The sequence below is a fragment of the Aquifex pyrophilus genome, assembly GCF_054656935.1.
In genome coordinates this window covers 310,879-333,284 of record NZ_BAAHXJ010000003.1, presented here as the reverse complement: position 1 = coordinate 333,284, position 22,406 = coordinate 310,879, and the positions used below count along the sequence as shown (strand labels likewise).

Here is a 22,406-nt window from a genome sequence, read left to right as displayed (position 1 = left end):
CAAATAGATTAAACAACAAAGGGTATAATAGGTCTTTATTGCTTTGGAGGTATAAATATGATTTCAAGAAGAGATTTTATTAAAGGTTCAATCACGTTAGGTGCTGCTTATAGTTTAGGGAATATGTTTTACTCTTTTGCATATCCTCCGAAAAGTGCCGATAAAGGCATAGAAATAGGTGATTATAAAAAGAAAAATGGAAAGATAATTTACGATTTTGTTATTAGAAAAAGTCCTATAGAATTTGATGGAAAGTTAGGATGGGGTATAGCGATAAACGATAACCTACCTGGTCCTCTTGTCAAGCTAAAGGAAGGATTGTGGGCGGAACTTAACATATACAACGAACTTAACGAGATAACGTCTATACATTGGCACGGCATACTCTTACCTTATCAAATGGACGGTGTTCCAGGAGTTACCTTTCCTGGCATAAAACCGGGTGAGAAGTTTACGGCTAAGTTTAAGGTAAAGCAATACGGAACTTACTGGTACCACTCCCACGCAGGACTCCAGGAGCAACTTGGACATTATGGCCCTCTAATTATAGAACCCGAAGAACCCGAGCCGTTTACCTACGATAGGGAATACGTAATAGTCTTATCAGACTGGTCCTTTAAAGACCCACATTGGATTCTTTCAAGGTTAAAAAAAGAGGATGGTTATTTCAACTATAACAAGAGAACCATTTTTGACTTTTTTAACGACATAAGAACGAAAGGTTTAGCTCAAGCCCTTAGGGAGCGTATGATGTGGGCTTCTATGAGAATGTCACCGAGAGACATAGCTGACGTAACTGGGGCTACATACATATTCCTTATGAACGGACACACACCCGAGGAAAACTGGACCGCTATTTTTAAACCCGGTGAAAAAATAAGGCTCAGGTTTATAAATGCATCAGCAATGACTTACTTTGACGTTAGAATCCCCGGTCTCAAGATGACCGTTGTCCAGGCTGACGGACAAAACATTCAACCCGTTGAAGTAGACGAATTCAGGATAGCGGTCGCCGAGCGTTACGACGTTATAGTTCAACCTACAGAGTATAAGGCATACACCATATTTGCTGAAGCTATGGATAGAAGCGGTTACGCAAGGGGAACACTGGCTCCAGAGCCGGGTATGGAAGGCCCTATACCTCCCAGGAGGAAGCCTCCGGAAAGAGGGATGGAAGCCCACGGCGGGGCTCATATGAAACATATGCAAGGAAAAATGCACCATGGTCATATGAAAGGTAGTAAATGTGGCATGTGTGAACCGAAGCTTAAAAATTTCGATTTCGGTCCGACGGCAGCTATGTTAAACACGGACCCATTATGCAGGATTGATGACCCAGGGGTTGGTTTGAAAGATGTGAAGCATAAGGTACTCACATACGCGGACCTAAAGAGCTATACACCTTGGGAGTTTCTCTATAAGAGAAAGCCCGATAGGATTATTGAGGTTCACTTTACGGGCAACATGGAAAGGTTCATATGGAGAATGTGGACCTACGACGGTAACAGGTGGACCTCTGATATAAGAGATTTCATAAAGTTACGTTACGGTGAGCTCGTGAGAATGGTTTGGGTAAACCACACCATGATGGACCATCCGATACACCTTCACGGTATGTGGATGTACCTTGACAATGGGTCCGGCGAGTATAAACCCAGGAAGGACACAATAAACCTAAAACCAGGAGAAAAATTATGCGTAGATGTTCTTGTAGACGCAAAGGGTTATTGGGCTTTTCATTGCCATCTTTTGTATCACATGCATACGGGAATGATAAGAGTTGTTGAAGTAACCTAAGGAGGTACAGTTATGAAAAATCTCTCAATAAAGCTAAAACTCCTGATAATACTCTATCTTCTATTTACATTTGGGACACAAGCTCAGGAGGAGGAACGTGTAAATTTACCTAACTACAGACCTGACCCGAATATAATAAGGAAAGTCCTTCTTCCCCCTGCGAGGTTTGGCAAGTTACTTTTTGACCTTTTTGAATACCGTCGTAATTCTGATGAAAAAGAATTTGTATACGATGTAGAGTTTTGGTATGGCGGAGACTTTAGGAGGCTTTGGATGGAAACGGAAGGTGAACATTCACTCAAGAATGGAAGTGGAACCGTTGAAAGGTTTGATATTTATTACTCTCAATTAATAACAGCTTTCTGGGATTTCAGGTTAGGAGGTGGTGTTGCTTCGGTTTATGGTGATAACTCAAAGAGTAGAACGTATGGAGTTGTTGGCTTTCAGGGCCTTGCCCCATATTGGTTTGAGGTGGACGCAAATGTCAGAATTGATACGGAAGGAAAAGTAAGTGCAGATATTGAAGTGGAGTATGACCTTCTTTTTACTCAGCGTCTTATACTGCAACCTAGACTTGAAACGGTTGTAGCCTTTTCGGATATAGAGGATGTCGGAATATGGAAGGGTGTGAACTACCTAGAGCTGGGTGCGAGGTTAAGATACGAGATAAGAAGGGAATTCGCCCCTTACATAGGTATTAGCTGGATTACATACCTCGGTAAAGCAAAAGATGTAATGGAAGCGAGCGGAGAGGATACGGATAGATTTGACCTTATTTTTGGTTTAAGGATGTGGTTCTAAAAATTGAGTTATTTATTGAGCACAGCAAGAAAGTTTAGATATATCCTTTTTAAAGCTTTGAGCACATAGCTTTATACACTCGGAAAGAGTTGGATAAACGTCAACCATATTAATAACATCGTTAATTGTCAAGCCGTACTTCACAACAGGAACAGCCCTGTGAATTATTTCCGCACCGTGAGGTGCAAGAACGTGAACACCTAAAACCCTTCCGCTACCTTTTTCAACTACCATTTTGACAGCACCATTCGTTCTGAAACTTATTTTTGCTCTTGGAACTTTAGATAATTCAAGGACGCGAACATCAACTTCAAATCCCTCTTTCTTTGCTTCTCCTTCTGTTAACCCTACAGAAGCAAGTTCAGGGTCCGTAAATATCGCTCTGGGAATAGAGTTGTAATCTATTTTCAGATTGTTTCCCTTAAGGGCATTTTCGGCTGCAACGCTACCCTCTAAGGCAGCAACTGTAACAAGGAAAGGAGTGTCTACACAATCACCTGCCGCGTAAACCCTTTCGTTACTCGTTTGGAGATACTCGTTTACTTTCACAAAACCTTTTTCGTCAAGCTCAACGTCCGCCTTTTCCGCTTTGATTTTATCGGTATTTGGGACCCTTCCGGTAGCTACAAGGAGGTGAGTTCCTTCAAGCTCAAGCTCTTTACCTTCTTTCTTAACTACAAGCTTTATCCTATTTGCTTTTCTCTTCACCGAAACCGCCTTTGTTCCCGTCAGCAATTCTATGCCTTCTTTTAGCAGATACTCTTTGAGGTAGTTTCTCAGTTCCGGTTCAGCGTTAAGAAGTATATCCTCTCTTGCTTCAACAATAACAACTTCTGAACCCATTCTCAGGAAGGCCTGTCCCAGTTCTAAACCTACAGCTCCTCCCCCTAAAATTATTAACCTCTCGGGAAGTTCTTTAATGTCAAATATATCGTCGCTGGTAAAGTAATCTGTTTCTTCAATACCCCGTACAGGTGGTATGAAGGGGCGGGAACCCGCTGCTATAACAGCACGGTAAAAGCTAACTTCCCTGCTTCCCACATAAGCTCTATCTTCAGCGGCAAAGCTTGCACTTCCTTGTATGTACTCTATTTGGGGATAAGCTTCAAGAACGTTCCAATACTTTTCCATTCTAAGTTCTTCAAGGAGTTTATCCTTTGCGGAGACAACCTCCTCAAGATTAATTTCTGCTCCCTTGATTTTAACCCCAGGCATTTCTGGATTTTTTGCCCGATAGAAGAGGTTTGCCACATCAATGAAGTACTTTGAGGGAATGCAACCCCTGTTCAGACACGTCCCACCTATAATATTGTCTTCGGCTATCAATACCTTTTCGGCACCCAGGTCAATAGCCCTTATTGCTGCGGCAAAGCCTGCAGAGCCTCCACCTATTATGAGGAGGTCATAAGAGTTCTTAGAAGGTATAAAAGCTTCCGGAGAAGTAATCTCCTCCGCTCCGTAACCGGCTTTTTCTACAGCTTCTATAAGTTTTTTAACGTCTGCCTCCCCTTCAACCTCTGCATAACCCTGCGGGAAATAGACTTCTGCTCTCTTAACACCTTCAACACTTTCCAAAGCTTTCTTAACTGTTAGGGCACAGTGATGACAGGTCATTCCAGTTATTTTTAACCTTATCATCTTGATACCCCCTATTTATCTTCAGGAGGAGAGTAAAGGAAACCTATTTTATAACCCAAACATCAGCCCCTCCTAAAGTTTAAAAAAAATTTAACTTTTGTAGTAAATTCTGCAAGTACTTACTTGGAAGTTATATACTATACTTTTTGATACTAATATTCCTAAAAGGAATTATTTACATCTCCTTAAGCTCAAATCACCCGATAGAAACTCCCTAATGCCTTCATCGGTATAGATTAGAGCACCTCCTCTCTGGGAGAGACCGACAAACTTCCCGTAAAAGCTCCTCTCCTCGTCAAAGAGCTTAACCTCTTCGTTTACGTAAAGAAGCCTTTTCTCAATCCTATCTTTAAAAGCTTTAAATCCTTTTTCTTCAAATTCCCTCAGGTTTTTGGAGATATTCCCGAGAATTTTGAGGAGGGCTTCCCTTCTCTCCGTTTCCCTTCCCGTTATGAGGTAAAGGGTTGTCGCCCTTTCCTTTATCTCCTCGGGAACATTTTTCTGGTTCAGGTTAACACCTATTCCCGCTATCAGCTTCTCCCTGTAAAGCTCACAGAGTATACCCGCAACCTTTTTGTTTTCGTAATAAACGTCGTTCGGCCACTTTATCTTAAAGGAAATACCTGTTAAATCCTCAAAGGCTTGAGAGAGGGCATACCCCAGAATTAGGGGAAGCTGTATTAGGTCCCTATACCTTTTGGGGTCCAGCAAGAAGCTGAAGTAGAGCCCCCCTTCCTGGGAGACCCACTTCCTTCCTTTCCTTCCCCTTCCTTCTTTTTGTATGTCCGCAACGATAACCGTTCCGTAGGGAAGATTCCATTCCTTTAACCTCTTCTGGGTTGAATCGGTCTCCTTCAGCCACAACAAGCGTTCAAACATCACAGAGCCCTCAAGAGCCTCTTTGTGTATTCATGCCTCGGATTATCAAATATACTGAATACGTCTCCCTCTTCAACTATCCTTCCATCTTTGAGGACTATAACCCTGTCCCCGACCTCAGCAACAACTCCAAAATCGTGGGTTATTATCACGATACCCTTTCCCTCTTCCCTGAACTTCCTGAAGAGGTGGAGAATTCTCTTCTGAAGAGAAACGTCAAGGGCGGTAGTTGGCTCATCCGCGAGAATGAGGGGAGGCTCGCACACAACGGCGACAGCTATACAGACCCTTTGTTTTAAACCTCCCGAGAGCTGGTGGGGATACATGCGGAACTTTTCTTCAGGCTCTGGTATGCCCGCCTTCACCATCGCCTTTATGGTTCTCTCGTATGCTCCTTTCTTTCCGAAGTGTTCCGTGTATGCCTCCATAATCTGAACTCCAACGGTGAAAAGGGGGTCAAGGTATAAGGAAGGCTCCTGAAAGACCATACCTATATCCTTTCCCCTTATACCTCTCATCTCCTTTTCGCTAAGCTCAAGTAAGTTCTTCCCTTTAAAGATTATTCTCCCCTCAACTCTGGCGTAAGGGGGTAGAAGCCCCATTACCGCGTGAAAGATTGAGCTCTTTCCCGAACCGCTTTCTCCCACTATACAGAGAACTTCCCCGCTTTTTACTGAAAAGCTAACATCGTGAAGAACCTTCTTATCTCTATACCATAGGTTAAGTCCCTCAACCTTAAGAAGCTCCATAAAAACATTATTAACTTCCTTTTACAGCTTATAAGAAATTCTTTAACCTTATATAAGCTATTTGTAATATCCTTACTCTGATGGAGCATATTATAAGGGACTTCCTTCTCACCTCCGAGATGCTCTCAAAGGAAGGACTCACTTACTCCTACACGGGAAATATGGGGAGAAAGAGGGGGGAAAGACTCTTCATAACCCGAACGGGTTCAAACCTACTTAATTTGAGCAAAGAGGACATAATATCTATTCCCCTGAAAGGGAAAAGTATCCTTGATGAAAGGGCTTCTTCCGAGCTGAGGGTTTACAGAGCTATTTTAAACGAGTTTCCTTACAGTTCCCTCCTCCACGTTCACGCTCCCTATACCCTTTGTGTTTCCTTCAAAAGAAAGGAGATAACTCCCCTTGACTCTGAAGGTAAAGAAGCTCTCGGAAGCGTTCCCGTCCTCTCACTAAGAAGCCCCTCCGCAAGCGAGGAGCTATCAGAAGCCTTAAAAGAGAGTTTTAAATCCCATAGGATAGCGGTTATAAGAGGGCACGGGGTTTTTTGTTTGGAAAACTCCCTTTATAGGGCTTACGAGCTCGTTTCTCTTTTAGAGAATTCCTGTAAAATTTTGTGGAGGTGTGAAGATGGCAAAGGTTGAGGAATACAGGGGTTGTGTAATACCGGCGGACCTTTACTACGATATTGAGAACCAGGTTTGGTTCAGGGTGAACGAGGACGGAACTGTTACGGTAGGCGTTACGGACATAGGTCAGGCAAGGGCGGGAAAGATAATAAACATAAGGATTAAGGCTCCCGGAAAATACGTGAAGAAGGGAAAGCCCGTTGCAAGTCTTGAGAGCGGAAAGTGGGCGGGCCCCGTTCCCGCGGATATAGAGGGTGAAGTTGTTGAGAGGAACGAGAAGCTCTTTGACAAGCCCGACCTCATAAACGAGGACCCATACGGCGAGGGATGGATAGCAAGGTTAAAGCCTGCAAACCTTGAGAGGGATTTAAAGGACCTCGTTACGGGAGAAGAGGCCATTCAGAAACAGAAGGAGTATATAGAGAGGGAAGATGTCAACTGCAGGGAGGAAAGGGCACAGATTAGTAAGAAGTATTACAAGTGAATTTTAACTGTTAAGATAATAATTACTTTCCCACTAAACCCGCGGAGGGCGTAATGCTGCGAAAAAAGACACTCAGGGATGTTGACGTAAAGGGAAAGAGGGTTATCGTAAGGGTTGATTACAACGTCCCTATAGACGACCAGGGAAACATAGTTGACGACACGAGGATAAAGGCCTCCCTCCCGACCGTTGAGTATCTCCTTGATGCAAATGCAAAGGTAATTTTAATGTCCCACCTCGGGAGGCCGAAGAACAGGGACCCAAGATACAGCCTCGCGCCCGTTGCAAAAAGGCTCTCAAGGTATGTGGGAAGGGAGGTTAAGCTCGCGCCCGACTGCGTGGGTGAAGAAGTCAAGGAGATGGTTTTCTCTATGAAAGAGGGGGATATAATCCTCCTTGAGAACCTTAGGTTTCACAAAGAGGAAACCGAATGCGACGAGAACTTCGCAAGGGAGCTTGCAGGCCTCGGAGAGGTTTACGTTGCGGACGCCTTCGGAACCTGCCACAGGAAGCACGCAAGCGTTTACCTCGTTCCCAAGTTTTTAAAGCCCGCTGTTATGGGCTTCTTACTTGAGAAGGAAATAAACTACTTTGAGAAGGCTATGGTCTCTCCCCAGAGGCCAGTCGTTGCCATTCTGGGGGGTGCAAAGGTATCCTCAAAGCTTGAGGTTATTAAGAACCTCATAAGAAGGGTTGATAAGCTCTTCATAGGCGGAGCCATGGCCTTCACCTTTTTAAAGGCTATGGGATACAGAGTGGGAAGCTCTCTCGTTGAGGAAGACCTTGAAGACGTTGCGAGGGACCTCATAGATGTTGCCAAGAAGCTTGATATAAAGCTTTACCTTCCCGTTGACTTCGTTATAGGAACTGAGGTCTCCGAAAACACGCCAACGAAAGTGGTCCCCTGGCAGGAGATACCCGACGGATGGATGGGACTTGATATAGGACCCGTTTCCGTTGAGCTTCTGAAGGAGATACTTTCGGATGCCCAGACTATAGTCTGGAACGGACCCATGGGGGTATTTGAGATAGACAAGTTCAAGCACGGAACGATAGAGCTTGCAAAACTCCTTGCCCAGTCCCCAGCCCTCACGATAGCGGGAGGAGGAGACACGGACCACGCCATACACAAAGCGGGCGTTTACCACGCCCTTGATTTCGTCTCAACGGGAGGAGGTGCATTCCTTGAGCTCCTTGCGGGCAAGGAGCTCCCCTGTCTCGTAAATCTTGACGATAAGGAGGCTTGAGTGCCATTGGTTCCCACCTCTAAACCCCTTACCGTTAAGGATTTTGATAAAGCGGTATGCGGTGTTTGTAGCGGGTGTTCCGCTTCCTGCGGTTATATAGCTTACCTGAAAGGGGAAAAGCTCGTTGACCTCTACGGACACCCCCACGACCCCAACGGGATAGGGAGCTTCTGCACAAAAGGGATAACCTACATACAGGAAATTCCCCAAAATCCCCTCAGGATAACAAAACCGCTCATAAGGGAAGGAGATAACTTCAAGGAGATAAGCCTTGAAACCGCAAAGAAGCTCCTCGGGGAGCTTATAAAGGGAAAGGTCGCCTTCTTCCTTGACAGGTTTTCGGGCATTGAGGAGTACCTGATAGCGAGGAGCATAACCGAAGAGATTTTCACCGATTCGGTTTACCTTCCCTTTCTCCAGACAAGCATTAGAGCTCAGGAATGGGTCAATAAAAAAGCCCTTTTCATATTTGAGGCTGAGCCTACATTCTCGGAAGTTATGCTTACCCGCTGGATAGTGGATGCCTTTGAGAAGGACGCCTTTATCTTCACCGCGGGAAGCCGTTACACAACGGTATTTCAGAAATCAACCCAGAAGGTTTTAACGAACCCCAAAGAGGTTATCAAGATTCTTGAAGCCATATCGGAAGAAGATTACGAGGAGAAGATTTTAAACTTCCTGAAGCTCCTCGGAAGGGATACGGTTCTGATAGTAGGGGAGACGCTCCTAAAGAGTCCCTTCAAAAACAGAGTATTAAGAGCGGTAAAGAAAATAAGGGAGAAGTTCGGCTCAGATTACTCCTTCGTAGGGAACATAACCCCCCTTCCCCACAAGAGCTTAAAGGAGTTCATAGAAAGGGCTGAGGAGTTTGATACCTTAATACTTTTCGGAAACCCCTTTATATACCTTCCCGACGAGAAGATAAAGCTCCTGAGGGAGAAAAACGTTATAAACTTCGCATACTTCCCTACGATTACCGCAAACAACAGCCTTTTAATCCTACCGAGAACACTTTTCTGTGAGAGGGAGTTTATAGGAAAAGGCTTCGGTTTCCTAACGTATTCTCCGAAAGTTCTTGAGGCTCCCTTCCCCAATCCCCACGAGTTTTTTGAGGGGAGTTATAACATTGAGGAGTTCTTAAAGGAATACGGGATAAAGCTTGAGGAGTTGAAGGAAAAAGAGGGAGGAGTTTCCCTTAAGATGAGGGATATAAAGGATTACGAGGTAGAGGATTGGGAAGAGAGGGAAGAGGGGGATTTATGGCTTGTTTGCGATAACACCCTCGTTGAGGAGCTCGGTCACTGGAATCCCTGGACGCACGCAATAGAGAGGGAGCAGTTCGCACAGGTAAACTCAAAAACTTTTGAAAAGGTTGGGGAAACCCTGAAGCTGGGAGAGGTAAGCCTTAAGGTCCAGATAAACGAGAATATAGCTGAGGGCGTTGTGTTTGTTCCCAACGCTTACGAGGAGTTTCAGCCCTTTGACCCGGGAGTTCGCGTAGGGAGAATAATGAGGAAGCCTTACCTTAAGGTTGAGCGGTTAAAATTATAAACCATGAGTGTTAAGGTCGGCTGGGACATAACCCATCAGGAGTTTACCATTACCGATTACTACTACTTTTCCATACTCCAGAGGGAAGCGGAAAAGGCGGGAATTGAGATAGATGAGGTGAATGACTGGGAGAGCTTAAATAAGTATGACGTTATAGTTTTCAACTACCCCGAGATTCCCTTTACAGAAAACGAGGTTAAGGACGTTGAGAGATGGGTGTGGAAGGACGGAAAGAAGGTAATCCTCGCGGGATACTACAAAAACGAGGACAGAATAGCGGACACCTGCAACACCCTCGCAAGGGCCTTCGGAATGGAGCTTAACCCCGATGAGGTCACGGACGAGGTTAACAATCACAACGGGGATAAATACTTCCTCGTCACATCAAAGATAAGGAGGTATAACAAGAACGAGAAGAACGAGGTAAATGTTGAAAAAATCGTTCTCGCCTGCACAGCATCCATAAAGCCCATAATGCCCGATACGAAGATAGTCGTAAGGGCGGAAGATACCGCAAAATCAAACATGGGATTTTACACCCTTCTCATAGCGGAACAGATAGCTCCCCCGAGCGGGGGATACTTCTGTCTTGCGGGGACGTGCGTCTTCTGGGATAACTACTCAATAACCCTTTACGATAACCTAAACTTCTCCCTGAACCTTTTAAGACACGTTCCCCCATCAAAGGGAACCAAGTTAACGATAGGTCCTTAAATGGTTCCCCCCTCCTGGCTTCATTCCGCAAAGCCCTTCCTGAAGGATATAGATAAAGCTTTCTCTTACTTTGAGGAGCTTCTCAAGAACCATCCCGAGCCCTCAAGCCTCCTCAATTACCTGAACGAGAGACGCTTCACCCTCCTTTTAATGATACTTGAGCAGTCAAGATGTTTGAGAAAGTTCCTTCTCAAGCACCCCACGGAGTTTCAGAACACTATCCCTAACCTCTGGTATCTAACAAAGGAAAAAGAAGACTACCTGAAGGAGATAGAGAGTCTCGTTTCCGGCGTTCACGAGGACGAGAAGTTTTCGGAAAGGCTTGCCTTTTACAGACACAGGGAGCTTATGAGGATATTCTCAAAGGAGCTCCTCGGAACGGCGTCTTACGAGGATATACTCAGGGAGTATTCATACCTTCCCGATGCACTCGTTGAGGCCTCCTTAAAGAGGGCTTGGGAGGAAAGCGTTGAAAGATACAGAGAGCCTAAAGAGGAAGAGGGAAAACTGGCAACCGCAACGGTTATAGGACTAGGGAAACTGGGAAGCGAGGAGCTCAATTACTACTCGGATATAGACCTCATCTTCCTCCACTCCTCGGATAAAGGCAATGCGGGAAGGCTCAGCCTGAACGAGTTCTTTACGAAGCTCTTTCAGAAGGTCGTAAAGCTTCTTACCACCCAGACGCCCGAGGGCATTCCCTACATCGTTGACCTTGACCTGAGACCCTTCGGGAAGTCCGGCCCCCTTTCCATGTCCCTGAGGAGTGCGGAACTTTATTACGAGAGCTACGGGAGGATATGGGAGCGTTTTGCCCTTTTGAGGGCAAGGCACGTTGCGGGAGACAGGGAGCTCGCGGAAAGGTTTATGAAGGAAGTCGTAAAACCCTTCGTTTTTGCCCCCTCGGACTATAAACTCATAGAAGAGATAAAGCTTATGAAAAAGAGAGTAGAGGCGGAGGCGAAGAAGAGGTTTATAAAGGGATACAACGTAAAGACGGGAGAGGGGGGAATAAGGGAGGTTGAGTTCAGCGTTCAGGCTCTCGTTATACTCCTCGGAGCCAAATCACCCCTTCTCAGGGAGAGCAACACCTACAGGGCGATATATAAGCTCATGCAGAAAGGCGTTTTCTCCTCCGAGGAAGCCCAAAAACTTGAGGAGGCATACACATTCCTGAGGAAACTTGAGCACAGGATACAGCTAAGGGAGTGCCTCCAGACACAGGTTCTAAGGGAGCAGGAAAAGGAGACAATAGCAAAATACCTCGGATACGAACCCGAGGCGTTTGATAAGGAGCTGAGTAAACACAGAAGCGTTGTGAGAAGCGTTTTTGAGGGCATACTTCCCGAGGAAAGGACCGAGGAGTATGAGGAGATTCAGGAGGCTGTTATATCCGAGGATACCGCTTGGGGAGAGGAGATACTGAAGAAAGAAGGCTTTAAGTTTCCGAGGAGGACCTTCCTCACGCTCACAGAACCCCTTTACGGCTCAGAAAACGTGAAGTTCACCGAAAGGGAAAAGAAGCTTTACATTAAGTTAATCCCTAAGATAATCGAGCTATCAAAAGAAACACCAAGCCCGGATGACACAATTAAGAACTTCTTCAAGTTTTTCCTTAATCCTACGGGAAGGAGAGTGATACTTTCCGAGGACAAGAGGGAGGAGTTCCTTGAGAAGCTCTTTAAGGTTTTTTCCCTATCGGGCTACCTCTCCCACATAATAGCAAGAAATCCGGACCTCGTTGAGGATGCCCTTACCCTCTACAGGGATTTCCCGAGCTTTGAGAACCTTGAGGAGGAGTTCAAGAAATACAGGGAAACCCTGAACCTCTCTCCCGAAAATCTATACAGAAGATTTAAGAACGTGTGGGAGGTAAGGATTGGGCTTTTATACCTTCTCAAAGAGGAGGATAAATATACGAAGCTGAAAAAGCTCCTTTCCTCGCTCTCACTCCTTGCGGAGTTCATACTCAAGAATCTCTGGAGGGATATCGGACTTTCGGAGAATAACGCTCTCCTTTACGCTCTCGGGAAGCTCGGAAGCAGGGAGCTGAGCATTGGCTCTGACCTTGACCTCGTTTTCTGCGTAAAGAGTCAGGAAGAAAAAGAAGAGGTTCACGAGAAGGCTAAGAAGCTCGTTGCGTTCCTCACCGCACACACACAGGAGGGATACCTGTACAGCGTTGATTTTCGTCTGAGACCTATGGGAAGCAAGGGAGAGCTCGTTCCCACTTATGAGTTTTATAAGACTTACTTTGATAGGGAAGCGAGAACCTGGGAGAGGCTCGCGTGGACCAGGGCAAGGGCTATTGAGGGAAAGGAGGAGCTTATAAACAGCTTTGAAAAGTTAATACGGGATTTCCTCTTTAAGAAGCCCTGGGGAGAGAAGGAGAGGAGGGAGGTTTACGATATGAGGATGAAGCTTGAGAGTGCGTCAAAAAGAGGGAGAAACCTCATAGACATAAAGCTCGGAAAAGGGGGGATAGTTGACGGGGAGTTCCTCGTTCAATACCTGCTGATAAAAGAAAAGATAAGGGAAAGCTCAATGATAAGGGGATTTGAGATTCTTAAAGAGAGATACGAGGACCTGAATGATGCTTACGAGAGCTTTATGTTCCTTCGGCTCGTTGAGACCCACCTGAGACTCATAAAAGAGAGGGGAACCTCAGTGATAAAGGAGGAGGACATACCCGCCCTCAGCCTCTCCGTCGGAATGAGGGAAGGGGAGTTCAGGGAGAAGCTCCGCGAGAGCATGAGAGTTTTGAGGGAAACCTTCAACAGATACCTATCACCTCAGAAGTCTTAAGGTATTCAGAACCACGCTCACCGAAGATAACGCCATCAAGAGACCCGCATACTCGGGCTTCAGGTATAAACCCTTATGGTGAAAGACACCCGACGCAACGGGAATAAATAGGGCATTGTAAATAAATGCCCAGAAGAGGTTTTCCTTTATCTTCCCGTAAACCTTCCTTGAGAGCTCGTAAGCCTGAAGTAGTGCGCGGAGTCTGTGAATTATCACGTCCCCCGAAATCTTAGCTATGTCCGAGCCCTCGGAGACCGCAACGCCGACGTCCGACCTCGCAAGTGCGGGGGCATCGTTAACCCCGTCCCCCACCATGCACACAACCCTTCCTTTCCTCTGGAGCTCTTCAATTACCTTCAGCTTCTCATCGGGCTTCACTTCCGCGATTACCCTATCAATGCCAAGCTCTTTCGCAAGACTAATCGCCTTTTCCCTTTTATCTCCCGTGAGGAGAACAATCTCAAGCCCCAACTCCTTCAGCTTACTTACCACTTCCCTGCTTTCTTCTCTCACCCTATCCCTAAGGTAGAAGACCGCTAAAGGCTTCTCATTCTTTGAAAGGGCAACGACGTTATACCCGTTTGAGGATATTCCCAAAACCTCTCCCTTCGTTATTTTATACTCCCCGCACTCAACCCCGACCCCCAGAACCTCTTTGCAGTTTTCAAGCCTTACCCTTTCCTTTACCTTATCCCTCAGGTAATCCCTTATCGCCTTTGCAACGGGATGGTTTGAGAACTCCTCAAGGCTGTAGGCTATATCAAAGGCACTATCCTCGTAAACCTCAACTTTCTCAACCTTAAACCTCCCCTCCGTGAGCGTTCCCGTCTTATCAAAGACAATCGTGTTAACCTTTGGGAAAACCTCAATTACGGAGCTCTTTTTGAGTATTATTCCCTTCCTCAGTGCCTTGAATATGCCAACGGATACCGCAAGGGGAACCGCTATCCCGAAAGCACAGGGACAGGATACGACAAGAACCGCAAGGGAGAACTGAACAGCCTTCTGTATATCCCCCGTCGCGTAATACCATAAAGTGAAAACGAGAACTGATAAAAGAACGACAAAGATAACGAAGTAATGGGCAACCCTGTCTGAAATCCTCTGTATCCTTGGCTTTTCCTTTAGGGCTTCCTCAACGAGCTTCCTCACCTTATTTATGAAGGAGCTCTCAAAACTCCTTTTGACTTCCGTTATCAGGAATCCCTCTTCAAGGATAGAGCCCGAGAGAACCTCATCTCCCTTTTTCTTCAGAACAGGCGTGCTCTCGCCCGTCAAAACCGATTCGTTTACGAGCGCCTCCCCCTCAAGGACAACGCCATCCAGGAGAATCTGGTCCCCCTTTCTGTAAACAACTTTCTCACCCCTCATAACCTCAAGGGCGTTCTTCTCAACCTCCCTGTTTCCTTCAAGAACCTTAACCTTCCCGAGGGAAGCGGTAAGGAGCTTTTTCAGTCCCGAGGTTGCCCTCTCCCTTGCCTTTTCCTCTATGAACTTACCGAGCCTTACGAAGGTTATTAGAAAGGCGTTCGTCTCAAAGAAGGGACTTGTGCCAAGAAATCCGAGATATGCGAGTAAGCTGTAGAGGTATGCACCGGTCGTTCCGAGGGCAACGAGCGTATCCATGCTCCCGACTCCCTGTCTCAGGGAAGAGAGGGCTCCCCTGTAGAACTTCAGTCCCGCTGTGAACTGAACAAGCGTTGAGAGAACCAAGGGAATTTCTAAGGGGAGTTTAAGGAACATTGATAGGGCTATTCCCGAGGAAGCGAAGAAGCTAAAAAGAAGAAGGTAAAGCTCTTTATTGCTCTTTCTCTCTTCAACCCCGTAGCCGAGCTCCCTTATCTTTGCGATAATCTCCTCTTCCGATATCAGGTTCTCGTCCCACTCAACGTAAACCCTTCCCAGCTCAAAGGAAACGTTAACCCCCTTCACACCCTTTGTTTTTTTGAGGGCTATCTCTATATTCCTCGCACAGTTTACGCAGGACATTCCCGATACCTTAAAGCTCTTCTTCATAGCTCTCTAATCTACACCTCGGTTAGCGTTAATTCACCGAAAAATTGAAGATAATATATAACCATGTTTACACTTCTCATAGATATGGACGGCGTCCTTACCAAGAATAAGGAGCTTGACCCCTTTGAAGATGCAAAGGCATTCATAAACTTCCTGAGGGAGAAGAGTATCCCTTTTCGTGTTGTATCAAACAACTCAACCCGTCCCCCCTCTCTTATAGTGGAGAAGCTGAAGGAAAAAGGGCTTGACCTGAAGGAGGAGGAGTTCATCTCTCCCGTTGCTGTTCTTCCGGACTACCTAAGGGAGAAGGGAATAAAAAAGGTATTCGTAATAGGAACGGATATGCTGAAGGATTATCTGAAATCCCAGGGATTTGAAGTGAGGGAGGACCACAAGGTTGAGGGAGTGGTTATAGGGCAGGACAAGAGCGTTAACTTTGAGAAGATAAAAAACGCCACTTCGGCGGTTTTCCTTGAAAAGGCAAGAATAGTGCCCGTAAACAGGAGCAAGATAGTGAAGGACAGCGACGGGCTTTACTTCCCGGGGGCCGGTTCTTACGCAGAGATGTTGAGGCACGCAACCAATTACGAGGGAGAACTTCCGAACCTCGGAAAGCCCTCAAGGGAATTCATAGAGCTCTCATTAAAAGGTCTACCCAGGGAAAAGGTTTACCTCATCAGCGACGATATATACACGGACCTGATGGGAGCAAAGGAGCTCGGAATAGGAACAATATTCATGACAACTGGAAAGTATAAAAAGGAGGAGCTTAAAAAAGCAAACTTTAAGCCCGACTACGTCTTCAACAGCCTGACGGAGCTTATGAAAGAGCTTGAGAAGTGGCTCTCTTCCTGATTTTTCTTCTTTTAATCGGCTTCCTCTTTTCCGAAGAGCTCGTGGTTTTATCGGAAAAACTTACAGCGGTTGGGAAAAAGATAATAGCGGAGGGGAATGCGGAGCTCTTTTACGGGGACTGGTATGTAAAGGCGGACAGGATTGAGTTCATAAGGGAGGAGAAAAAGCTATTTGCGAGCGGAAATGTAATTATAAAGAACCCAAAGAGAAACTTTGAGGTAAAGGGGAGTTATGCATACCTAAACCTTAAGAAGGATAAGGGATACTTCCTAAACGCTGAGGGAAAGTTCAGGGAGTTTAACTTTCAGGCTGAGAAAATTGAACAGCTTGATAAGGATACTTTTAAGGTTTACGAGGCAGAGTTAACAACCTGCCCCCTTGATAAAAAGGAGCTTTACCTTTGCATATTCAGGGCAAACGTGAATAAGGAGAGGGCGTTAGTTATTCATAACACCCTCAGGTTCTTCAAAGTTCCCATATTTTACCTTCCCATATACTCCTTTCCCCTCGGGGGAAGAAGGACGGGATTTCTGTTTCCGACGATAGGTTCAACGACCTACTCGGACCTCGTTTACATTCAGCCCTTCTTCTGGGCAATAAGCCAGGACAAGGACATGACCTTTTACTTTGATTACAGAAAGAACCAGATGAAGGGAATAGGGATTGAATACAGGCAGGCTTTTACGGAAAAAAACGGAATTGAGCTCTTAACACGCTTTTACAGGGAGGATAAAGAAAGGGGAAACTGGTGGGAAGGGAGAAAAATGCACAGGAAAAACAGATATAGCTTTATGCTAAAGCAAAGGCTTGAAAACCTCAGAATAAAGATAGAGGAAGTGTCAGACCCATACTTTTACGAAGATATCTCCCTCAAGGATAAGGAGAGAACTAAACCTTATACCGTGAGCTCAATAACCTATGAGAGGGAGGGAAGGCTTTTCAGAACATACCTCAGGCTGGCGAAATACAGGGACCTTACTTCCGAGGAGAACAACGCAACTCAGCTCTTTCCCGATATAAGTTTATTTCTCAAGCACCTAAACGTAAAAGGATTTGACCTTTCGGGAGATTTTTCCTATACAAACTTTTACAGGAATAAAGACGGAAGTTACCAGAGATTTGTTTTAAATCCCTTCTTAGGAAGGTATTTTGAGATATTCAGCATAAGAAATTATTCTTCGCTCACTCTAATAAACCATTACTATCCAGATAGTAAAGCGAAAAAACTTATAAACACCTACAGGTTTAACCACACAATTCCCCAGTATTTCTCCGTGAAGTACAGAGGCTTTAAAATGGAGAACTTCTTTGAGCTTGGATACAACTACTCACCGAGAAACTATACAATAGAGATTTACGACTACCAGGATGAGATAGTTAAGGAAAATAACGTAAACTTTACCTTAATAGGTAAGCTTAAAAAAGAGAGGGAGTTCCTTTCCCTTTATATGAATACGGGATACAACCTTCTGGGTTCTTACAGGTTTCCCACAGACGGCGAACTTATAAAGAAAAAACTTTTACCCTTTTATTACAATGTTTCTATTTATCCCTTTGAAAATGTAAAGCTATGGAATGACGGAATATACGACTTTAACCGGGGCGTTTGGGCAAGAAGCGTAACGGGAATAAACCTTCAGGTGTGGAAGGTTAATTTAGGAGCTTCAAACACACTCTTTAAAAACAGCAAAGGAGATAGGATACTGGACCAGCTATCGGGCTATCTAAATTACGAGAGTGATAGGTTAATATTTGGAATAACAACGAGTTATGACCGCATTGAGAAAAAAGAGCTATCAAGAGGGATAAATATGGGATTTAAGGGACCCTGCTGGAAGCTCACAATTTCCTACAGCAGGCGTTATTACTCGGATAAGGAGAAGTATCTATCCCAGATATTCCTGAGGTTTAACATCTTCTTCAAGGAAGAGATAGAGATACCCATAAAGCGTTAAACGGAAACAGCTTCAAGCATGAGGTTTTTTAGCTTTCTCGTCTGGGCTTCTATATCCTTTGCGGAAAAGATGCCCGAACCCACCACGACAACGTCCGCACCGGCAAGAACAACCTCTTTTATGTTGCTTTCCTTTATACCCCCGTCAATCTCAATGAGACATTCGGGGTTTATCGCGTCTCTCATCTCCTTTAAAGTTCTCAGCCTCTCAAGGGAGCGTTCTATGAACTTCTGACCGCTGAAGCCCGGATTTACCGACATTAGAAGAACGTAATCAACGTAATGGAGTATTTCCTCTATGAGTGAGAGGGATGTTCCCGGATTTACAACGACTCCCGCCTTCGCTCCGAGCTCCTTAATTAACTGAATCGTCCTGTGTATGTGGGGGTTGTTCTCTATGTGAACGCTTATCCAGTTGGCTCCGGCTTCAACGAACTTCGGAATGTATTTATCGGGATTCTCTATCATGAGATGTGCATCTATGGGAAGGGAAACCCTTTTCCTTATCTGGGATAGTATCTCGTAGCCCGCTGTTATGTTGGGAACGAAGTGCCCGTCCATGACGTCGTAATGGAGGAGGTCAGCTCCTCCCCTTATCGTTGCCTCTATCTGCTCTCCGATGTTCCACCAGTCTCCGGCGAGGATTGAAGGGGCAAGCAGTTTCATAATAGTTATATGTTAATCTCCTTTGAGGGAATTGATGGCTCGGGAAAGACGACACAGGCGAGAAAGCTTTGCGAGTTTTTGAAGTCAAAGGGGAAGAAGGTAAGTCTTTACAGGGAGCCCGGAGGAACAGAGGCGGGCGAGAGGATAAGGGATATTCTCCTTGGGGAGGATTTAACTCCCAGGTCGGAACTTCTCCTTTTTGAGGCATCAAGGGCGGAGCTTGTGGAAAAGAGAATAAAAAGAGAGCTAAAAGAGGGCTTCATCGTCATCCTTGACCGTTATACACTCTCAACACTTGCCTATCAGGGATACGGGAAAGGTATTGAGTTGAAAATTGTTGAGGAGCTGAACCGGTTCGCAACGGACAGCATAGAGCCGGACTTAATCTTCCTTCTTGACGTTCCCGTTGAGGTTGCTTTAAAGAGAAAAAAGGCGAGAAACCGCTTTGAGGACAGGGATTTCCTTGAGAGGGTTAGGAAAGGATTCCTTGAGCTTGCAAAAGAAAGAAAGAACGTTTTTGTTATAAACGGGGAAAGGAGCGAGGAGGAGGTTTTCAGGGATATATTGAAAGTTTTAAGTGGTGTACTCCGCATTTAGTTTTATATATTCATACCCTATGTCGGAGGAGTAGTAGGTCCACTCGTATTCTCCCTCGTTTAGCTCAACGGTTATCTCAACTTCCCTGTCTTCAACCATGTGTTTCTTTGCCTTTTCCAGGTTTTCGTTCCTCGGCTTTCCGTCGTAAAGGAGGTATCCCCCTATGTATATCTCCATTTTGAAGGGGTCTATGGGAAACTCGGTGCTTCCCGCGGCGGCGGCAACCCTTCCCCAGTTAGGGTCTCTCCCGAAAACCGCGGTCTTGACGAGGAGGGAGTTTGCTATAGCCTGGGCTATTGCTCTCGCCTTTACTTCGGTTATCGCACTTCTTACCTGAACCTTTATTATCTTTGTTGCACCTTCCCCATCTGCAACTATCTGCTTTGCGAGGCTTTCGGAAACCTTCGTAATCTCAAACTCAACGGTTTCAGGCTCCGCCTCCACCTCCCCCAGGGAAATAATACCGAAGGCGTCGTTTGTGCTCTCACAACCGTCAACGGTTATGGAGTTAAAGGTTCTCTCCGCCACCTTTTCGTGTATCCTTCTTAAAGTAAGATAATCAAGCTTAGCGTTTGTGAAAACGAAGGCGAGCATCGTAGCCATTGAGGGATTTATCATCCCCGCACCCTTTGCAAAACCGAAGGTCTCTATATCTCCCGCTTTCGCAAAGTCGTATTTTGGAAAGCGGTCCGTCGTTGATATGGTTTCGGAAGCCCTCTTGAGGTCTAAGGTCTCAAGGTTTGAACAAGCCTGCTCTATACCTTTGAGAACCTTCTCTATGGGCAGGTATCTCCCTATTATTCCCGTTGAGAATACGAGAACCTCCTCCTTCGGTATATCAAGGAGTTCGGCGGTTTTTTGTGCCATCATCTCCGCATGCTTTATTCCCTCCTCCCCCGTTCCGCAGTTTGCGTTCCCGCTGTTTATCACGAGTGCCCTGAAGGTCTCCCTTTCCTTCGCGAGACCTTCCGAATAAATTACAGAACCCGCCTTGAAGTAGTTATCGGTAAACAGGAATGAGGAGACGCAGGGATAAGGGAGGAAAACGACGAGTATATCGGGATTTCCCGACTCCTTCAGTCCCGCATTTCCTACGCCCATTAAAACTTCCGCCATAGCTCTATTTTAAAAGAACACTCCGTATCTCATTAAACGTCTTTTAGCGTCTTCATACCACGGCTCTTTCCCCGTGGCAAGCTTTACAGCCTTCCTGTAGTTTTCCACAGCCCTCTTTACGTATCCCAGCTCCTCGTAATTCCTCCCGAGGTAGTAATAAGTTCCCCCGTAGGTGCTTACCCTCCTTTTTGCCTCTTCAAGGGCTTTTATGCTCTCCCTATAACGCTTTAGCTCAAAGAGGGAAACTCCTTTAAGATACCATCCCCACAGGAGGTATGGGTCTATTTCCGTAATCCTTTGAGCGTAATTTAGGGCTTCCTTGGGCTTTCCCTTTTCAAGGTAAATGGCGGATATGTAAACCATCGCAACCTGATTTTTCGGGAAAATCTCAAGGGCTTTCTTGAACTTCTTTAGGGCTTCACCTTTAAATCCCTTTTTATATAGTTTCTTTCCCTCCTCGCATAAGTCGTATGAGGGCTTTGTGGCAAGGAGTTTGTTTTTTATCCTGTGAAAGGTCGGGGAGTCCTTCTTTAAGTTTTTCGGGAGGTTCATTTTTTTGATTATCTTGTTTACTTCCTTTATGCGGGTTTCAGGAAGAGGGTGTGTGGAGAGCCACTCGGGAGGTCTGTTTTTTTCAAGCTTCTTAAACTTTTCAAAGACCTTTATCAAACCCCTCGGGTCGTATCCCGTTGCAACCGCATATTTTATGCCGTAGAGGTCCGCCTCCCTTTCCTGGTCCCTGCTGAACTTGAGTGCCAGTAAAGTGGCACCTATTGATGCGAGCTGTAAAAGAGCCTTCTCTTTCAGGTCCTCCCCGCCTATGAGGAGTGCCCCGACCTGGAGCAGGAGACTGAGTCCCAGAACCTTTTCAAGATACTTGACGTGATGTCTTGCGTTAACGTGGCCGAGCTCGTGCCCCAGAACGCCGACGAGCTCGCTTTCACTTTCAAGCTCCAGAAGTAAACCCCTCGTTACGAATATCTTCCCACCGGGGAGGGCAAAGGCGTTAAGAACGCCCGAGTTAACCACGAAAAACTCGTAAGGAAGTTTTCTTTCCGCATGTTTTGCTATTTTGTTTCCGAGCTCTCTTACGTAGGATTGAACTTCCTCATCGGGATAAAGCCCTTCAAACTGGGTTATTGATTCGGGAACGAGCTTCTTCCCGAGAACAATCTCCTTATCCGTCGGTAGGAGGAAGGACTCACCAGTTAAATGGGCACAGGAAAGGAAGAATATAAAGAGAAAAGCAAAAAGCTTCTTCATCTTGCACTCATATAACAACTTAGTTTATTGTTCATTGCGTATCTCACCTTCTCCTCCGCAAGTATAAGAACGGGGATAAGCCTTTCTTTAAGCTCCATCAGCTTTCTTTTGTCAGGTTTTTCCTTCATTAACTCAATGGAAATAAGGTTAAACAAGGCCTCAACCTTTCCGTAATCCTTAGGGGCACAATACTTTGCGTTGTTTCTCCTGAGGAACTTAACTCTTTTTCGGAGGGAAAAGTAATCAAGTAGTTCTAAGAACTCCTCCTTTTCGTACTTCTCCTCATAAAAGCACTCGTCAAGGATGCCGTCACAGTATTCAGCGAAGAATATCCTCGGCTCAAAGGTGATAAGCTCGGTCATGGGTTCCCTGTTTGTGTATGCTCCCCTTACGGCTTTGTATGCTGTTTCCTCCATAAGTTTGTAAGCCCTCTTTGTTCCTTCTTTATCTCCGAACTTCGCGTAAAGCTTAATGCCCTCGTAATAGCCCACAGCTTTCCAGTAAAGGTAAGGGGTCTCTTCCTTCGCGTTTGCCTCTTTCATCTCCCTTATGAGGTGTTCTCCCTTTGTGAGGTAGTCGCTTATGTAAGCCCCGAATAGGAAAGAAGTAAAAACCAAAACTATAAAGACCATTACCTTCCCCCGATTA

At 45.5% G+C, this 22,406-nt stretch carries 19 protein-coding genes; 11 read left to right on the top strand and 8 right to left on the bottom strand.

The genetic code is table 11. The annotated features are described in order from the left end of the window. The first annotated feature begins 57 nt into the window (after window positions 1-57). Window positions 58-1,797 carry a copper resistance system multicopper oxidase gene (locus tag ACYQZ0_RS02300; RefSeq protein WP_459774880.1) on the top strand — a complete coding sequence of 580 codons (1,740 nt, stop codon included), beginning with the start codon at window positions 58-60 and terminating at the stop codon, window positions 1,795-1,797. Window positions 1,798-1,809: 12 nt separating this feature from the next. After that, a complete protein-coding gene (locus ACYQZ0_RS02295; protein ID WP_459774879.1) occupies window positions 1,810-2,598 on the top strand; it encodes a copper resistance protein B in 789 nt (262 codons plus the stop codon). A gap of 12 nt (window positions 2,599-2,610) precedes the next feature. Here ACYQZ0_RS02295 and merA read toward each other — a convergent pair whose 3' ends face one another. The 3 genes from merA to ACYQZ0_RS02280 form a co-directional block, all read right to left on the bottom strand. Further along, on the bottom strand, window positions 2,611-4,236 hold the full coding sequence (gene merA / locus ACYQZ0_RS02290) for a mercury(II) reductase (protein ID WP_459774877.1): 1,626 nt from the start codon (window positions 4,234-4,236) through the stop codon (window positions 2,611-2,613). Between the two features lie 171 nt (window positions 4,237-4,407). After that, the gene (locus tag ACYQZ0_RS02285; RefSeq protein ID WP_459774876.1) at window positions 4,408-5,115 is read right to left on the bottom strand and encodes a biotin--[acetyl-CoA-carboxylase] ligase; all 708 of its coding nucleotides are present in this window, start codon (window positions 5,113-5,115) and stop codon (window positions 4,408-4,410) included. Next, complete coding sequence (locus tag ACYQZ0_RS02280) at window positions 5,115-5,864, bottom strand: ABC transporter ATP-binding protein (RefSeq protein ID WP_459774875.1); 750 nt, start codon at window positions 5,862-5,864, stop codon at window positions 5,115-5,117. Before ACYQZ0_RS02280 ends, ACYQZ0_RS02285 begins: the two co-directional genes overlap by 1 nt. Before the next feature lie 80 nt (window positions 5,865-5,944). Here ACYQZ0_RS02280 and ACYQZ0_RS02275 point away from each other — a divergent pair, with 80 nt between their 5' ends. From ACYQZ0_RS02275 to ACYQZ0_RS02250, 6 genes are read left to right on the top strand one after another with little or no spacing between them, the layout of a single operon-like run. Further along, window positions 5,945-6,505 (top strand): class II aldolase/adducin family protein, encoded by a 561-nt coding sequence (locus ACYQZ0_RS02275; RefSeq protein ID WP_459774874.1) that lies wholly within the window; start codon window positions 5,945-5,947, stop codon window positions 6,503-6,505. Further along, entirely contained in the window at window positions 6,492-6,974 is a 483-nt protein-coding gene (gcvH, locus tag ACYQZ0_RS02270; RefSeq protein WP_459774873.1) for a glycine cleavage system protein H, read from the top strand. The genes ACYQZ0_RS02275 and gcvH overlap by 14 nt, the downstream gene beginning before the upstream one ends. 53 nt (window positions 6,975-7,027) lie before the next feature. Next, the gene (locus tag ACYQZ0_RS02265) at window positions 7,028-8,221 is read left to right on the top strand and encodes a phosphoglycerate kinase (RefSeq protein WP_459774872.1); all 1,194 of its coding nucleotides are present in this window, start codon (window positions 7,028-7,030) and stop codon (window positions 8,219-8,221) included. Next, on the top strand, window positions 8,222-9,772 hold the full coding sequence (locus ACYQZ0_RS02260; protein ID WP_459774871.1) for a molybdopterin-dependent oxidoreductase family protein: 1,551 nt from the start codon (window positions 8,222-8,224) through the stop codon (window positions 9,770-9,772). Window positions 9,773-9,775: 3 nt separating this feature from the next. After that, window positions 9,776-10,486, top strand: a complete 711-nt coding sequence (locus tag ACYQZ0_RS02255) for a hypothetical protein (protein WP_459774870.1) — start codon at window positions 9,776-9,778, stop codon at window positions 10,484-10,486. After that, complete coding sequence (locus ACYQZ0_RS02250) at window positions 10,487-13,291, top strand: [protein-PII] uridylyltransferase family protein (protein ID WP_459774869.1); 2,805 nt, start codon at window positions 10,487-10,489, stop codon at window positions 13,289-13,291. On the opposite strand, the gene ACYQZ0_RS02245 is transcribed toward ACYQZ0_RS02250, so the two are convergent. Next, the gene (locus ACYQZ0_RS02245) at window positions 13,274-15,307 is read right to left on the bottom strand and encodes a heavy metal translocating P-type ATPase (protein WP_459774867.1); all 2,034 of its coding nucleotides are present in this window, start codon (window positions 15,305-15,307) and stop codon (window positions 13,274-13,276) included. The two genes, ACYQZ0_RS02250 and ACYQZ0_RS02245, sit on opposite strands and share 18 nt — an antisense overlap. 63 nt (window positions 15,308-15,370) lie before the next feature. Here ACYQZ0_RS02245 and ACYQZ0_RS02240 point away from each other — a divergent pair, with 63 nt between their 5' ends. Together ACYQZ0_RS02240 and ACYQZ0_RS02235 are read left to right on the top strand one after the other, a co-directional pair. After that, complete coding sequence (locus tag ACYQZ0_RS02240) at window positions 15,371-16,162, top strand: HAD-IIA family hydrolase (protein WP_459774866.1); 792 nt, start codon at window positions 15,371-15,373, stop codon at window positions 16,160-16,162. After that, a complete protein-coding gene (locus tag ACYQZ0_RS02235; protein WP_459774865.1) occupies window positions 16,147-18,117 on the top strand; it encodes an LPS-assembly protein LptD in 1,971 nt (656 codons plus the stop codon). Before ACYQZ0_RS02240 ends, ACYQZ0_RS02235 begins: the two co-directional genes overlap by 16 nt. Here ACYQZ0_RS02235 and rpe read toward each other — a convergent pair. Then, window positions 18,114-18,782 (bottom strand): ribulose-phosphate 3-epimerase, encoded by a 669-nt coding sequence (gene rpe / locus ACYQZ0_RS02230; RefSeq protein ID WP_459774864.1) that lies wholly within the window; start codon window positions 18,780-18,782, stop codon window positions 18,114-18,116. The genes ACYQZ0_RS02235 and rpe overlap by 4 nt on opposite strands. A 9-nt stretch (window positions 18,783-18,791) precedes the next feature. Between rpe and tmk the strand changes: the two genes are divergently transcribed. Further along, entirely contained in the window at window positions 18,792-19,379 is a 588-nt protein-coding gene (gene tmk / locus ACYQZ0_RS02225) for a dTMP kinase (RefSeq protein WP_459774863.1), read from the top strand. Here tmk and argJ read toward each other — a convergent pair. Genes argJ through ACYQZ0_RS02210 form a run of 3 tightly spaced genes read right to left on the bottom strand, consistent with a single transcriptional unit; the run spans window position 19,356 to window position 22,390 of the window. Further along, window positions 19,356-20,495, bottom strand: a complete 1,140-nt coding sequence (gene argJ / locus ACYQZ0_RS02220; protein ID WP_459774862.1) for a bifunctional glutamate N-acetyltransferase/amino-acid acetyltransferase ArgJ — start codon at window positions 20,493-20,495, stop codon at window positions 19,356-19,358. The genes tmk and argJ overlap by 24 nt on opposite strands. Before the next feature lie 9 nt (window positions 20,496-20,504). Then, window positions 20,505-21,758 (bottom strand): M48 family metalloprotease, encoded by a 1,254-nt coding sequence (locus ACYQZ0_RS02215; RefSeq protein WP_459774860.1) that lies wholly within the window; start codon window positions 21,756-21,758, stop codon window positions 20,505-20,507. Beyond that, a complete protein-coding gene (locus tag ACYQZ0_RS02210; protein ID WP_459774859.1) occupies window positions 21,755-22,390 on the bottom strand; it encodes a hypothetical protein in 636 nt (211 codons plus the stop codon). Before ACYQZ0_RS02210 ends, ACYQZ0_RS02215 begins: the two co-directional genes overlap by 4 nt. Between the last annotated feature and the right edge of the window lie 16 nt (window positions 22,391-22,406).

Excerpts from the sequence above, each read along its gene's own strand:
- ACYQZ0_RS02300 (WP_459774880.1), top strand. The coding sequence starts at position 58 with ATGATTTCAAGAAGAGATTTTATTAAAGGTTCAATCACGTTAGGTGCT.
- ACYQZ0_RS02295 (WP_459774879.1), top strand. The coding sequence starts at position 1,810 with ATGAAAAATCTCTCAATAAAGCTAAAACTCCTGATAATACTCTATCTT.
- merA (WP_459774877.1), bottom strand. The coding sequence starts at position 4,236 with ATGATAAGGTTAAAAATAACTGGAATGACCTGTCATCACTGTGCCCTA.
- ACYQZ0_RS02285 (WP_459774876.1), bottom strand. The coding sequence starts at position 5,115 with ATGTTTGAACGCTTGTTGTGGCTGAAGGAGACCGATTCAACCCAGAAG.
- ACYQZ0_RS02280 (WP_459774875.1), bottom strand. The coding sequence starts at position 5,864 with ATGGAGCTTCTTAAGGTTGAGGGACTTAACCTATGGTATAGAGATAAG.
- ACYQZ0_RS02275 (WP_459774874.1), top strand. The coding sequence starts at position 5,945 with ATGGAGCATATTATAAGGGACTTCCTTCTCACCTCCGAGATGCTCTCA.
- gcvH (WP_459774873.1), top strand. The coding sequence starts at position 6,492 with ATGGCAAAGGTTGAGGAATACAGGGGTTGTGTAATACCGGCGGACCTT.
- ACYQZ0_RS02265 (WP_459774872.1), top strand. The coding sequence starts at position 7,028 with ATGCTGCGAAAAAAGACACTCAGGGATGTTGACGTAAAGGGAAAGAGG.
- ACYQZ0_RS02255 (WP_459774870.1), top strand. The coding sequence starts at position 9,776 with ATGAGTGTTAAGGTCGGCTGGGACATAACCCATCAGGAGTTTACCATT.
- ACYQZ0_RS02250 (WP_459774869.1), top strand. The coding sequence starts at position 10,487 with ATGGTTCCCCCCTCCTGGCTTCATTCCGCAAAGCCCTTCCTGAAGGAT.
- ACYQZ0_RS02245 (WP_459774867.1), bottom strand. The coding sequence starts at position 15,307 with ATGAAGAAGAGCTTTAAGGTATCGGGAATGTCCTGCGTAAACTGTGCG.
- ACYQZ0_RS02240 (WP_459774866.1), top strand. The coding sequence starts at position 15,371 with ATGTTTACACTTCTCATAGATATGGACGGCGTCCTTACCAAGAATAAG.
- rpe (WP_459774864.1), bottom strand. The coding sequence starts at position 18,782 with ATGAAACTGCTTGCCCCTTCAATCCTCGCCGGAGACTGGTGGAACATC.
- tmk (WP_459774863.1), top strand. The coding sequence starts at position 18,792 with ATGTTAATCTCCTTTGAGGGAATTGATGGCTCGGGAAAGACGACACAG.
- argJ (WP_459774862.1), bottom strand. The coding sequence starts at position 20,495 with ATGGCGGAAGTTTTAATGGGCGTAGGAAATGCGGGACTGAAGGAGTCG.
- ACYQZ0_RS02215 (WP_459774860.1), bottom strand. The coding sequence starts at position 21,758 with ATGAAGAAGCTTTTTGCTTTTCTCTTTATATTCTTCCTTTCCTGTGCC.
- ACYQZ0_RS02210 (WP_459774859.1), bottom strand. The coding sequence starts at position 22,390 with ATGGTCTTTATAGTTTTGGTTTTTACTTCTTTCCTATTCGGGGCTTAC.